Consider the following 12546-nt stretch of genomic DNA (forward strand, 5'->3'; position numbering starts at 1 on the left):
TTCTGGGCCGGCCCGGTGGGCTGGGCCAGCCGGTCAGCGCGGGGCGATCGGGAGTGGGGCACCGGTGAAGACGTCCAGGACCGGCCGGGCGCCCAGCGGTGCCGCGAGGGTGACGGTGACGGGTGCCAGTTTGAGCACGGCCGGGCAGACCCCGGTGCCCCGGGTGACGCTGCCGCCGACCACCACGACGTCCGGGCGTTCCCACACCAGCGGCGTGATTCCGCTGTCGCAGGCGCCGACGCCGAGCCGCACGGTCAACCGGGCACCGTCGGTCGCCGTGAGGTCCTGGGCGGCCACCAGCCCGTCCGGCAGCGGCCGGGCCGGCACGCTCGGCTCGGGAACCGGGGTGACCGCCGTCGCGGCGACGGCGAGCCGGACCACCGGGGTGGCCAGCTCCTCGACGGTGAACAGCCAGGCCGGGGCCTGTGCCTCACCCCGGCTGGTCCGCACCGGCACGGTGCCGTACGTGACCCCGGTGACGGTGAGCGACAGGCAGGCGGTCTGCGTCGTGCTGGTGGCCCACCCGTCCGGCCCCGGTTCGACGGTGGGGCCGCCGGGGCTCGGCCGGCCGGGTCGCTTCGGCCGCCCCGGACAGGGCAACGGGTCACCCTGGTCGAGCTGCCGGTACGCCTCGGCGGCGCTGACCAGCGGCAACGTGAGCCGACCGTCGGGAAATCGGATCTCGCCGGCAACCCGGGTGGGCGGGATCGGCACCTGCGCGCGGTACCACCCGGCGCGGAAGGCGGCCTCGGTGTCCGGGGTGAAGCGGGGGTCACCGGGGAGCAGGGTCGGCCCCTCCAGCGGGACGTATCCCGTGCGCCAGTCGGGGCCGGGTCGCCACGTCTCGGCAACCTCGGTGGCCCGCTGGTTGAACGCCTCGGCGTGGTGGGAGCCGGTGCTGGGCCTGTCGGCCGGCTCCGCGCCGTTCGGGGCACAGCCCGCCGTGAGCAGCAACGGAAGGACGAGCAACAGGGCCGATCGACGCATGTACGGTTCGACGCGGCCGTCCACCCCCCGGTTCCCGGTGGACGCTCAGGTCTCGCCACCCAGATCGGTCTGGTACGCCTCCCAGAGCAGGTCGGCACCGCGCCGCCGATGCCGGGCCAACCTCCGCAGCAGGTTCCCGGCCCGGTGCCGCAACTCGTCGGGGTTGATCTCGGGCTGCTCGGCGACCCGCTGCACCGCAAGAATCGCGGCGATGATCGCTGCGTGCTCCCGGGTCAGCAACCGCACCCCGTGGTCCAGCCGCGGCGACTGGGCGAGCAACTCCCGATAGAGGCCGGCGGGGCCTTCGGTGACCCGGACGTGCTCGGCGAACCCCTGCCCCACCGGGCGCAGCCGGAGCAGGACCTCTTCGCGCCAGCGCGGCTCGGTGGCGGCCACGGCGACGGCCCGACCGAACGCGTGCACGTCACCGGCGAGCCCGGCCGGGCGTGGCTCACCGGGCAGCCCGATGAGGTGCGGATCGGCCGGGAGGCCAGCCGGGTGCGGGTGCGCGGCGGACGGCCGGGCGACGAGTGACGGCTGCTGGACCGGACCGGCGACCATGGCACCTCCCGCGCTGCGCTGCTACCCCATACCGCGATGGTGAGCCCGCCCAGCCGCCCTGTCCAGAGCCCGCGAAAGGCTCATCTGCCCCCTTGGCCCCAATGGCCCCACCCGCCCCTCTGGTACGGCTCAGCGGGGCTGCTCCGCCAGGCGGCGCAGTTGGTTGGCGACCGCGTGCGCGTCGCCGTCCCGACCGCCGACCGGCCGGCCCGTCGTGATCGCGTCGGCCAGGGCTCGCAGCTCGGACGGGGGCAGGCTGCCCAAGCCCATGCCACGCAGCGGGATGGTGACTCGCCGCCCGTTCTCCTGATCGGTGGCGATGATGGTCGGCACCCGCTGCCCAGCCGCCGGGTAGTCGTCCCCCGCATCGCGATACGACACCGCGCCGGCGTCGATCCGAGCGGTGGCGAGGTCGACGCTGCGGGTACGGAGCGCGCCCCGGACCCGCGCCCGGCTGCCGTCCAGCCATGCGGCCGTGCGGAGCACCCGCAGCACGAGGTAGATGCCGAGCACGACGAACGGCAGGCCGCACAACCCGATGAACGCACCGGGCCCCGACTCTCCCCCGCCACCGCCGGAGTCCTGCAGCGCGGGCGGCAGCATTCCCGGCGGCAGGTCGCGAGCCTCCTCATAGGAGGCGAACGGGTCACCCGGGCCGGTCAGCCGGTCCAGCAGCCCAGCGGCGATCAGCGGCAGCACCACGAATGCCGCACCGACGGCTGCGATGAAGACGCCGAAGAGCACCGCCATCGTGCGCTGACCGGGTGAGGCGCCGACCGACAGTCGCAGGTCCTGGTTCGTCACGGGGTGCAGCGTAGGCGAGGCAGGCCGCTGACCGTCGCCTGCGGGAGCCACACACAACGAAGCGCCCCGGCTGGTGGGCCGGGGCGCTTCGCTTCGAGGTGGTGGAGGTGCCGGGAATCGAACCCGGGTCCTTCGCCGGTTTGTCAGGGCTTCTCCGAGCGCAGCTCGCTATGCCTCTACTCGGCCCCACCGCTCACGCGAGCAAGTTGGTGTGACGGGCCCAGTCGCTGATTAATCTCGCCGCACGGACCCCGCGACCGGGTCCGATTGGCCAGCCTCCTAACTGATGCCGGCTACTGGGACGAAGGCGTTCCCAGACCGACAGACTTAGCTACTCGCCTCAGGCGGCGAGAGCGAAGTCAGCGCGAGTGTTATTGGCGCTTATAAAGTTCCGACGACCGATTCTCGAGACGACGTCGGCTTCCTCGGCTCGCTTCCCCTGTCGCTGCGTACGAAGTCGAAACCAGTCACCCCCTCGACAGGCCGCCGATGTGGCGGCACTGACAAGACTAACGCCTGCCGCAACCGCTTTCATCCCGAGCCCCGGGTCGGCGTGCCGACCCGGACAAACGGGATAATCTACTCGTCCATCCCCTTGCCGCGTCGACCGGACACCCGGGCGATCTCCCGGTCCGCGTCCCGCTTGGCGAGGTCCTGACGCTTGTCGTACGACTTCTTGCCCTTCGCCAGGGCGATCTCGACCTTGGCCCAGCCGTCCGAGAAGTAGACCTGCAACGGGACGATGGTGAAACCACCCTCGCGGGTCTTGCCGAGCAGCTTGTCGATCTCGACCCGGTTGAGCAGCAGCTTGCGCGTGCGCCGGGGCTCATGGTTGGTCCAGGTGCCCTGGGTGTACTCCGGGATGTGCATCGAGTGCAGATACAGCTCGCCGTCACGTTCCTGGGCGAACGCGTCGACAAGCGACGCGCGCCCGGCCCGCAGCGACTTGACCTCGGTGCCGGTCAGCGCCATGCCCGCCTCGTACGTGTCGAGGATCGCGTAGTCGTGGCGTGCCTTCTTGTTGGAGGCGACCACCTTGCGCCCCTTTTCCCGTGGCATCGGTGCCACCCCCTCTCCGGACGTCCGTGGGCCGGGCTCGCCCCAACCGGACAACGGATCATGCTACCCGAATGACAAGGACCCTCCCGCGCCGTTTATTTCCGGGCGGGAGGGTCCTCAGGTCAGCGACGGAACAGCTAGACCCGCAGGTAGAAGCGGAGGGTGATCCAGGCGGTGGCGGCGCTGATCAGACCACCGACGCCAGCCATCAGCGGGAAGATGAACAGGATGTCGCCCCAACTGATCGGCGAGAGCAACCCCTCCAGGGCCTTGAGTGACCCGTCGAAGAGCAGATATTTCGCCGCTATCAGTGCGACCAGGCCGAGCAGCGAGCCGATCAGACCCGCGACCACGGCCTCCAGCACGAACGGCGCCTGGATGAACCAGTTCGACGCGCCGACGAGCTTCATGACCGCGACCTCACGCCGCTTGCTGTACGCGGCGACCTGAATGGTGTTCGCGACCAGCAGCAGCGCGGCGATCGCCATCACGATGGCGGCGGCCAGCGCGATGTTCTGGATCGCGGTGAGGATGTTGAAGATCTTGTCCAGCAGCTTGCTCTGGTCGACGATCTCGTCGACGCCCTCGGTGTTCTTGTACTGGTCGTAGATGTTCTTGTACTGCTCCGGGTTCTTCAGCTTGATCCGGAACGACGGCGGAAGGCTGTCCTCCTTGACGGCGCTGATCAGATCCGGCGCGTCCTGGAACATCTCCTGGAACCGCTTGTACGCCTCGGCCTTGTCGACGTAGATGACGTCGCTGACCAGCGGGTCGACCTCGAGCTTCGAGTTCACCTGCTCGCGCTGCTCATCGGTGACGTCGGTCTTGAGGAAGATCGAGACTTGGATGTTCTTGTAGTAGAGGTCCTTCATGTCGTCGACCTGGCGGTACATGAGACCGCTGGCGCCGAGCATGGTCAGCGAGACCGCCATCGTGATGATCATCGCGATGGACATGGTCACGTTGCGCCACAGTCCGACCAGTACCTCGGACAGGACGTATTTCACGCGCATCGGGATTTCCTCCGGGTCTCCGGCATGAGGTGTTCGTCGTCAGGCTGCGCAGGGGTGGAGCGGCGGCTCACCCGTAGACACCGCGGGCCTGGTCACGCACGATCCGACCGCTCTCGATCTCGACGACGCGGCGGCGCATCTGGTTGACGATGTTGGAGTCGTGGGTGACCATCACGACGGTCGTGCCGGTGCGGTTGATCCGGTCCAGCAGGCGCATGATCTCGATCGAGGTGTCCGGGTCCAGGTTTCCGGTGGGCTCGTCCGCCAGCAGGATCAGCGGACGGTTGACGAACGCCCGGGCGACGGCGACACGCTGCTGCTCACCACCGGAGAGCTCGTGCGGGTAGCGGTGCTCCTTGCCACCGAGCCCGACCAACTCCAGCACCTCCGGCACGACCCGGCGGGCAACCGCCTTGGTCTTGCCGATCACCTCGAGGGCGAACGCCACGTTCTCGTAGGCGGTGCGGTTCGGCAGCAGCCGGAAGTCCTGGAAGACACAGCCGATGGAGCGCCGGAAGTGGGGTCGCTTCCAGGAGCGCATCGACGTGACGTCCTTGCCGTTGACGACGACGCGTCCCTTGTTGGGGGCAACCTCGTGCAGCAGCATTTTGATGATCGTGGACTTGCCGGAGCCGGATGGACCGATGAAGAAGACGAACTCGCCCTTCTCGATCGAGACGGACACGTTGTCGAGCGAAGGCCGGGACGCCTTCGGGTACGTCTTCGTCACTTGCTCAAGCTGAATCACGGGTGGTGAGTCTACGCGGTGTAACAACTGAGCCAAGCCCCACGCCCCGCCGATCCGGCGCGAGTCGTCGAATCACGCCTCTACCTGGAGATCGACGAAGCGTTCCGCCCGCGAGTCGTTACGCTCCGTCGTTGGCGAGTTGCTGCTGCTTGCGCCAACGGATACCCGCCTCGATGAAGCCGTCCAGATCGCCGTCGAACACCCCACTCGGATTGCCGGTCTCCTGCTCGGTTCGGAGATCCTTCACCATCTGATACGGGTGCAGGACGTAGGAGCGCATCTGGTCGCCCCACGAGCTGGTGCCGCCGCTCTTGAGGCCGGCCATCTTCTCTTCCTCCTCCTGGCGCTTGCGCTCCAGGAGTCGGGCCTGGAGCACCCGCAGCGCGGAGGCCTTGTTCTGCAGCTGGGACTTCTCGTTCTGACAGGTGACCACGATGCCGGTCGGGATGTGGGTCAGTCGGACCGCCGAGTCGGTGGTGTTGACGCTCTGTCCACCGGGGCCGGAGGAGCGGTAGACGTCGACCCGTACCTCGTTCTCCGGGATGTCGATGTGGTCGGTCTGCTCGGTGACCGGCAGGACCTCGACGCCGGCGAAGCTGGTCTGCCGGCGGCCCTGGTTGTCGAACGGGCTGATCCGGACCAGCCGGTGGGTGCCCGACTCGACGCTGAGCGTGCCGTACGCGTAGGGCACCTTGACCGCGAAGGTGGCCGACTTCAGGCCTGCCTCTTCGGCGTAGGAGGTCTCGTAGACCTCGGTCGGGTAGCCGTGCCGCTCCGCCCAGCGCAGGTACATCCGCAGCAGCATCTCGGCGAAGTCCGCGGCGTCCACGCCACCGGCGCCGGCCCGGATGGCGACCAGCGCCTCCCGGGAGTCGTACTCGCCGGAGAGCAGGGTGCGGACCTCCATCTCCTGGATGGCCTTCGTCAGCCCGGTGATCTCCGACTCGACCTCGGTCAGCACGCCCGGGTCGGCCTCCGCCTCGGCCAGCTCCAGCAGCACCTGGGCGTCGTCGAGGCTGGAACGCAGGCTGCCCAGCTTGCTGATCTCGCCGTTGACGTGCGACAGCTGCGAGGTCACCTGCTGAGCCTTGGCCTGGTCGTCCCACAGGTCGGGGGCGGAAGCCTCCTGCTCGAGGCGGGCCTTGTCCTCGTGGAGCCGGTCGAGGTTGAGGACGGCCTCGATGTTTCGCAGGGTCGCGTCGAGTTCCTTGAGCTGTTCGGCGTAATCGGCAGCGGTCACGACAGACAAGCGTACTGCGCGGACGAGGAGTGAGCTTGCGAGCCCCGCAGGCCGACGCCAAATTGACGCTGCGCCACCGTGGGCCAAGCAGCTCGTTCCGTATGCGCGAACCCGCCGATCGTCACCCGACGGGGGCGGACTTCAACCACGACAGGGCCGCCCGATGGTAGGCGACGGCGAACTCCAGCGCGCTGGCGTCGTAGGTCTCCCCGTCCCGTTTGGCGTTCTTTACCTGTTCCCGCACCTGGGCGAGGGCCTCGGTGTGGTATTCGTTGGCCGAGGCGTACAGGCTCTTCAGCTGACTGGCGGAGTGCAGGTTGCCGAAGGCCATCCGGAGCGCTATCGGGTTGCGGATGGTGTCCCGCCCCGGGTTCTCGGCCAGCCAGCGGGAGAATGTCCTCTTCCCGCTGGCGGTGAGCGCGTAGGGCTGGCTCATCCGCGGCCCCGGCTTACCGAGGCGCACGAAACCCCGCTCGGCCAGCACCGGCAACTCGCGGTAGACCTGACTGCGGGTCATCGACCAGTACGGCGCCAGACGGCGCTCAGCGGCGGCCATCAACTGACCGCCTGTCATCGGGCCCTCATGGAGGAGCCCAAGAAGGGCTGCCGCCGTAGGGTTGACTCCGGAATCCGCCATGCCCACTACGCTGCCACTTTGCGCACCCGGCGTCCAGGATTTGCCAGTTTGCCACCCAACAGGTCTTCCTAAGTGCACTGTCGGCGACAGACTGTCCGTTGAGGACTATCGATGGGTTACGCCGTTCGGTCGACCGCCGGCGGCGTCACACGCGCCACCGGCGGGTCGTCGCCGGTCAGCCCATGTGGGGGTACGTGTGGTCGGTCGGCGGCACGAAGGTCTCCTTGATCGTGCGCGGCGACACCCAGCGGACCAGGTTCAGCCAGGAGCCGGCCTTGTCGTTGGTGCCGCTGGCCCGGGCACCGCCGAACGGCTGCTGCCCGACCACCGCGCCGGTCGGCTTGTCGTTGATGTAGAAGTTGCCGGCCGCGTACCGCATCCGCTCGGCGACCGCGTCGACCACCCGGCGGTCGGTGGCGAACACCGACCCGGTCAGCGCGTACGGGGCGATCGACTCGGCCTGCGCCACCACGTCGTCGAAGCGGGCGTCGTCGAAGACGTGCACGCCCAGGATCGGCCCGAAGTACTCGGTGGTGAAGGTCTCGTGGGCGGCGTCGCCGCACTCGAAGAGCGTCGGCCGGACGAAGTAGCCGACCGAGTCGTCGGCGGTGCCACCGGCGAGCACCCGGCAACTGTCGTCACCGGAGATCAACTCCAACGCCGCGGTGTGCCGGGCGAACGCCTTGTCGTCGATCACCGCGCCACCGAAGTTGCTGAAGTCGGCCACGTCGCCGTAGGTCAGCGAGTCGGTGGTGGCGGCCAGCCGGTCGCGCAGCCCACCCTCCCAGATCGAGCGCGGCACGTACGCCCGCGAGGCCGCCGAGCACTTCTGGCCCTGGTACTCGTACGCGCCACGGATCAGCGCGGTGTGCAGGGCGTCCACGTCGGCGCTGGTGTGCGCGACCACGAAGTCCTTGCCGCCGGTCTCGCCGACCAGTCGCGGGTAGCCCCGGTAGCGGGCAATGTTGTCGCCGACGGTCCGCCACAACTGCTGGAACACCTTGGTCGAACCGGTGAAGTGGATGCCGGCCAGATCCGGGTCGGCGAGCACGACGTCGGAGACCTCCTCACCCCGGCCGGTGACCATGTTGATCACGCCGGGCGGCAGGCCGGCGGCCTCGAACAGCCGCATGGTGAAGTGCGCGGCGAACTGCTGGGTCGGGCCCGGCTTCCAGATCACCGTGTTGCCCAGCAGGGCCGGCGCCGACGGCAGGTTGCCCGCGATGGCGGTGAAGTTGAACGGGGTGACCGCGTAGACGAAGCCCTCCAGCGGGCGGTGGTCGAAGCGGTTCCAGACGCCCGGCGAGGACGCCGGCTGCTCCTCGAGCAGACGGCGGGCGAAGTGCACGTTGAACCGGAGGAAGTCGATGAACTCGCACGCCGAGTCGATCTCCGCCTGGATCGCGGTCTTCGACTGGCCGAGCATGGTGGCGGCGTTGAGGGTGTCGCGCCAGGGACCGGCGAGCAGCTCGGCGGCACGCAGGAAGATCGCGGCGCGCTCCTCGAAGGGCAGTGCCCGCCACATCGGGGCGGCGTCCTTGGCGGCCTTGATCGCGGCGCGGGCGTCGTCGTGGGTGGCGTGCGCGGTCACACCCAGCACGTGCGCGTGCCGGTGCGGCTGCACCACGTTGATCGGGTCACCGGCGGCCATCCGCTGCTCACCGCCGATGGTCATCGGCAGATCGATGCGCTCGGCGGCGAGCTCGGTCAGCCGCCGCTGGAGCCGGTCCCGGTCTCCGCTGCCCGGCTCGTAGTTGCGAACCGGCTCGTTGCGCGGCTCGGGAACGGAGAAGACGGCATCCATCAAGGCTCCTGGCGATCTCGACAGCAGTGGCGAAACCGGACCCGCGGGCACCGACCGGACGGCCGGACACCGGACGCCGCACCGGAGGGCCGAGCAGCGGCGGGACCTCCTGCGATTCTTTCATGCGGCGGTGCTGGCCTCGCCTCCACCACCACCCGGATGCGAAGGACCGGCCGACGTTTCTCTCCTTACCGGTCGCCGGGGTGGGCTGGGGCGACCGTCCCCGGCTCCGGGCGGTCAGGCTTGATCCTCCCGCCGGGGACGGTCGCCCCAGCCCCCGACGTTGGTCGCGGTCCGTGGGCCCGTTGCGCTTCGCCGGGGTACGGCGCTCGGGTACTGCTGATCGACTGACAGCCCCTCCCGACTCAGGGGGTGTGGCTCGTTCGGTGGGGGTCGCGGTGGCCCGCGTACCCTGAATGGTCGGTGACCTGCCGCCTCGAAGGGGAGACGATGACCAAGCAGCCCGGCCGCGTCCCGGCCGCGGAGTCGCACGAGGCGGCGGCCGACGCGGCCAGCCCCAGCAGCCGGCCGCTGCCCGCGCCCGGCGCGGCGGTGCTCGCGCTGCTGGCGCTCGGGTGGCTGACCGCCATGCTCTGGTCCACCCGGGAGGCCATCAACTCGGCGGCGGCCGGGGTCACCGCGATCAGTCTCTCCGCGTTCGCCCTGCCTGGCGTGATCTCGGCCGCGCTGGTGTGCGGGTCGGCCGTCGCGCTGGCCGGCGGCAACCTGCTGGCCCGCCGGTACGGCGACTGGGCCACCCTGCGCTTTGCCGGTGCCATCGGCGGCGGAATGCTTGTCGGGTTGGCGGCCGCGCTGGCCATCAACCTCACCTACTTCGACACCTCGACCACCAACGTGATCGCCGGCACCACGGCCGCCGCGGCGATCATCGGTGGCGCGGTGGCCGGCGCGCGGAGCGCCCCAGCGGTCGGTGCGGTGGTGACCGCGGCGCTGGGCACGTTGCTCTTCGTGGTCGCGTTCAGCCGCGTCCGGGATCCGCTGTTCGACCTCTTCGGGGCCGGCGACAGCCAACAGTCGTTGGTCGACGCGGCCAAGTGGGTGTCCCGGACCGAGTCGCTCGTCGCCGGGCTGCTCGCCGGGCTGCTCGCCTTCGGCTACCTGACCTGGGCGCGGCGTCGGGCCGTTCGCCGTGATCCCGACACCCCCGCCCTGCGCTGGCCGGCGTACCTGCTCGCCGGCGCCGGGCCGGGGCTGCTCCTCCTGCTCGCCGAGGTGATCATCCGAATCGGTGGCCGGTCGCTGCTCGACCTGGCCAGCGCACTCAGCGAAGCGGACGCCGTGGCGCAGACCTCGCTGGGCAGCTCGCGGGTCGACAACGCCATCTGGGTGCTCTTCGTGGGGGCGCTGACCGCGCTGATCGCGTTCGGCCGCACGCTCGGCCCGGCAACCCACACCGACGACGAACCAGCCGACGGCTCGGACACCGTCCCGGACCGGGTCGACCCCGAGGACGGCGAGCCCGACCCGGCCGAGGCGTTCGATCCGGCCGAGGCGTTCGACCCGGACCCGGCCAAGGCGGACCCGGCCCGCTGACGTCGGACGGGGCTGTTCGACGGCCGGCGTCAGCGGGCCCTGCCGCTGGCTGTTGGCGCGGCAGCGTGGCTCAGCTGGCCGCGCGTAGCAGCAGGTCCAGCTCCGTCACGTCGTACCACTCCAGCTCGTGGTCCTCGGCCCCATCAACTGTGAACTGGGCGTCGGGGTCCCCAGCGGCCGCCTCGGCCACCACTTCGGCCGCCGCGGCGACCTCCTCGACCGCGTCCGCGCCGTCCACGTGGATGGCCGCGACGGCACCCACCGGCACGGCGTCGGCCAACGTCACCGTGCTGGAACCCAGCTCACCGTCGCCCCGCCCGAGCGCGCGTGCCGGCAGATCGGCCGAGACGACGACGCGGCGGCGGGGAGCGGCCGGGTCGGCCCGGAGCAGGTTCAGCGCGTCCTGGGCGGCCCGGGTGAACGCGACGTACTCCAGCTCCTCCTCGTCGCCCTCGGCGTACCACTCGCGCAGCGCCGGGGTCACCGCGTGCGCCTGGTCGGCGGCCAGCCCCTCCTCGCGCAGCCGGGCCAGCATCGGTACGGTCGCCGGCACATACACCCGGACAAGCTCGTCGGTCACCGGTCGTCTCCCCGCCTCGTCCTCCACCGGCGTCCGCCGGCACGGGCGCAGATCATGCCGCACGCCGTGACCGTCATACACCCCGGCTCCGGCCGGTGGAAGTTCCCAACCGGCGTGTCTCGGGAGGTCGGCAAGCCGCCGGCCCGTGCGGATGCTGGGCGGCCGGGGCTGTCGATGGCAAACTGAGCCAAACGACGCCAACCCCGGGAGTTCCTGTGGAGCCGAGGTTCCTGCTGCTCTCCGACGTCGCCGCCGAGCTGAACGTGTCGGATTCGCAGGTCTACCACATGGTGCGCAGCGGCGAACTGCCGGCGATCAAGATCGGCGGACGCGGCCAGTGGCGCGTCGAGCGCGCACGCCTGGAGGATTACATAGCGCGCAAGTACGACGAAACAGCGGACTGGGTCCAGAGCAATCCGCTGATCGACCGCGACCCCGAGTAGACGCGACCCCCACTCAGCCAGCCCTCCGCGTGATCCTCCGCATCGCCGCGCCTCTTTCGCACGATCCACCCCGCGTCGCCGCACCCTCCTCGCACGATCCACTCCATATCGCCGAAGTTGGGGTTTCGAGGCGGGTTGGATACCGCCATGTCGGCGAAACGGAGTGGATCACGCCGCGTAGCGGGCGGGTTCCCACGCTGAGCCATTGACCGGGGCCGCTTTGTCGCTCAGAATCGAGCTTGTCGGAGGCAAACGAAAGCAAACGCAAGATCAAGGGGGCACGATGAGCGAGGCACGACCCGGTCCTTCCCGGCCACCCGTGCGACTGCGCCCTGTCCCGCCCATCGACCCGCCGTACGCCGACGAGACCGACGAGGCGTACTGGCCGGCACCCACCCACGGTCAGCTCGCCCTCGACCTGTTCGCCTCGACCCGGCCAGACCCGGTCCGGCCGCCCGAGCGCCGGGCCGCTCTTCGCCCGGTTCCCAGCCGGTCGACCACGCACCCGGTCACGCCGATACCGCCAGCGACCGCCCCGGAAGCCACCCGAGTCGCCCATCGGTTCGTCGGCAGTTGCCTGGAGGTGGTGAACGGCTACCGCTCGCCGGCACAGGTGCGGGCGCTGCTCGACCCGGCCCGAGCAAGTGACCTCCTGACCGAGCTGGCCCGTGCGTCCGGGCGGGCCGCGGCACCTCGTCGCCGCGCCGGCCGGCCAGTGGTCCGGCTGCTTCGCATGCGGGTCTGCGAACCCCGGGAGGCCGCAGTGGAGGCAGCAGCCGTCCTCACCGGCGCGGGCGGTCAGAGTTGGGCCATGGCGCTCCGCCTGGAGCATCGCCGGGGCCGCTGGCTCTGCACCGCCCTGCACGTCCTCTGACCAAACCCGACCCGGCGCAGCCCCGAGCCCCCGCGCGACCCCCGAGCCCTCGCGCGACCCCCAGCCACGCGAGGCCCAGCCACGCGAGGCCCTTAGCCAAGCGCGACCCCCAGCCACGCGAGGCCCTTAACCACCGCGCAAGCCACAACCACGCGAGGCTCACCGGCCCTCAGGCGTGTGAAAAACCAGCCAGTCCGGCTGGACGTGTGAGGGCTGGAGACGCCGACGGGTCCCGGCCTGAT

The 12546-nt window shown here is 70.3% G+C and carries 13 protein-coding genes and 1 other RNA gene; 3 read left to right on the forward strand and 11 right to left on the reverse strand.

Translation table 11 applies throughout. The annotated features are described in order from the left end of the window. Positions 1 to 33: 33 nt before the first annotated feature. From C7C45_RS15695 to pruA, 10 genes are all read right to left on the reverse strand, one after another. Positions 34 to 987: a hypothetical protein gene (locus tag C7C45_RS15695; protein ID WP_110564452.1), complete on the reverse strand. Its 954-nt coding sequence runs from the start codon at positions 985 to 987 to the stop codon at positions 34 to 36. A 45-nt stretch (positions 988 to 1032) separates the two neighbouring features. After that, the gene (locus tag C7C45_RS15700; RefSeq protein WP_244200400.1) at positions 1033 to 1548 is read right to left on the reverse strand and encodes a hypothetical protein; all 516 of its coding nucleotides are present in this window, start codon (positions 1546 to 1548) and stop codon (positions 1033 to 1035) included. A 129-nt stretch (positions 1549 to 1677) separates the two neighbouring features. Continuing rightward, positions 1678 to 2352 carry a hypothetical protein gene (locus C7C45_RS15705; protein WP_110564405.1) on the reverse strand — a complete coding sequence of 225 codons (675 nt, stop codon included), beginning with the start codon at positions 2350 to 2352 and terminating at the stop codon, positions 1678 to 1680. A gap of 99 nt (positions 2353 to 2451) precedes the next feature. Beyond that, positions 2452 to 2827, reverse strand: a transfer-messenger RNA (tmRNA) gene (gene ssrA, locus C7C45_RS15710). Positions 2828 to 2931: 104 nt separating this feature from the next. Next, entirely contained in the window at positions 2932 to 3411 is a 480-nt protein-coding gene (gene smpB / locus C7C45_RS15715) for an SsrA-binding protein SmpB (RefSeq protein ID WP_110564406.1), read from the reverse strand. 137 nt (positions 3412 to 3548) lie between these two features. Continuing rightward, entirely contained in the window at positions 3549 to 4424 is an 876-nt protein-coding gene (ftsX, locus tag C7C45_RS15720) for a permease-like cell division protein FtsX (RefSeq protein ID WP_110564407.1), read from the reverse strand. A 67-nt stretch (positions 4425 to 4491) separates the two neighbouring features. Beyond that, on the reverse strand, positions 4492 to 5172 hold the full coding sequence (ftsE, locus tag C7C45_RS15725) for a cell division ATP-binding protein FtsE (RefSeq protein ID WP_030331491.1): 681 nt from the start codon (positions 5170 to 5172) through the stop codon (positions 4492 to 4494). Positions 5173 to 5290: 118 nt separating this feature from the next. After that, positions 5291 to 6412, reverse strand: coding sequence for a peptide chain release factor 2 (gene prfB / locus C7C45_RS15730; protein WP_110564408.1), 1122 nt, complete (start codon positions 6410 to 6412; stop codon positions 5291 to 5293). A gap of 121 nt (positions 6413 to 6533) precedes the next feature. After that, positions 6534 to 7049, reverse strand: a complete 516-nt coding sequence (locus C7C45_RS15735) for a PadR family transcriptional regulator (RefSeq protein ID WP_030331495.1) — start codon at positions 7047 to 7049, stop codon at positions 6534 to 6536. A gap of 175 nt (positions 7050 to 7224) precedes the next feature. Continuing rightward, positions 7225 to 8853 carry an L-glutamate gamma-semialdehyde dehydrogenase gene (gene pruA / locus C7C45_RS15740; RefSeq protein ID WP_110564409.1) on the reverse strand — a complete coding sequence of 543 codons (1629 nt, stop codon included), beginning with the start codon at positions 8851 to 8853 and terminating at the stop codon, positions 7225 to 7227. A 450-nt stretch (positions 8854 to 9303) separates the two neighbouring features. Between pruA and C7C45_RS15745 the strand changes: the two genes are divergently transcribed. Continuing rightward, on the forward strand, positions 9304 to 10407 hold the full coding sequence (locus C7C45_RS15745) for a hypothetical protein (RefSeq protein ID WP_110564410.1): 1104 nt from the start codon (positions 9304 to 9306) through the stop codon (positions 10405 to 10407). A gap of 70 nt (positions 10408 to 10477) precedes the next feature. Here the strand turns inward: C7C45_RS15745 and C7C45_RS15750 are convergent, their stop codons facing one another. Continuing rightward, entirely contained in the window at positions 10478 to 10987 is a 510-nt protein-coding gene (locus tag C7C45_RS15750; RefSeq protein ID WP_110564411.1) for a DUF6912 family protein, read from the reverse strand. 215 nt (positions 10988 to 11202) lie between these two features. Between C7C45_RS15750 and C7C45_RS15755 the strand changes: the two genes are divergently transcribed. Beyond that, the gene (locus tag C7C45_RS15755) at positions 11203 to 11430 is read left to right on the forward strand and encodes a helix-turn-helix domain-containing protein (RefSeq protein ID WP_110564412.1); all 228 of its coding nucleotides are present in this window, start codon (positions 11203 to 11205) and stop codon (positions 11428 to 11430) included. Positions 11431 to 11713: 283 nt separating this feature from the next. Beyond that, positions 11714 to 12304, forward strand: coding sequence for an Rv3235 family protein (locus tag C7C45_RS15760; protein WP_110564413.1), 591 nt, complete (start codon positions 11714 to 11716; stop codon positions 12302 to 12304). Positions 12305 to 12546 lie beyond the last annotated feature (242 nt).

The sequence above is a fragment of the Micromonospora arborensis genome, from assembly GCF_003205615.1.
Taxonomy (GTDB): Bacteria; Actinomycetota; Actinomycetes; order Mycobacteriales; family Micromonosporaceae; genus Micromonospora; species Micromonospora arborensis.

Coding starts and splice junctions, on each gene's coding strand:
- C7C45_RS15700 (WP_244200400.1), bottom strand. CDS start 1,548: ATGGTCGCCGGTCCGGTCCAGCAGCCGTCACTCGTCGCCCGGCCGTCC.
- smpB (WP_110564406.1), bottom strand. CDS start 3,411: ATGCCACGGGAAAAGGGGCGCAAGGTGGTCGCCTCCAACAAGAAGGCA.
- ftsX (WP_110564407.1), bottom strand. CDS start 4,424: ATGCGCGTGAAATACGTCCTGTCCGAGGTACTGGTCGGACTGTGGCGC.
- C7C45_RS15735 (WP_030331495.1), bottom strand. CDS start 7,049: ATGGCGGATTCCGGAGTCAACCCTACGGCGGCAGCCCTTCTTGGGCTC.
- pruA (WP_110564409.1), bottom strand. CDS start 8,853: ATGGATGCCGTCTTCTCCGTTCCCGAGCCGCGCAACGAGCCGGTTCGC.
- C7C45_RS15760 (WP_110564413.1), top strand. CDS start 11,714: ATGAGCGAGGCACGACCCGGTCCTTCCCGGCCACCCGTGCGACTGCGC.
- C7C45_RS15745 (WP_110564410.1), top strand. CDS start 9,304: ATGACCAAGCAGCCCGGCCGCGTCCCGGCCGCGGAGTCGCACGAGGCG.
- C7C45_RS15695 (WP_110564452.1), bottom strand. CDS start 987: ATGCGTCGATCGGCCCTGTTGCTCGTCCTTCCGTTGCTGCTCACGGCG.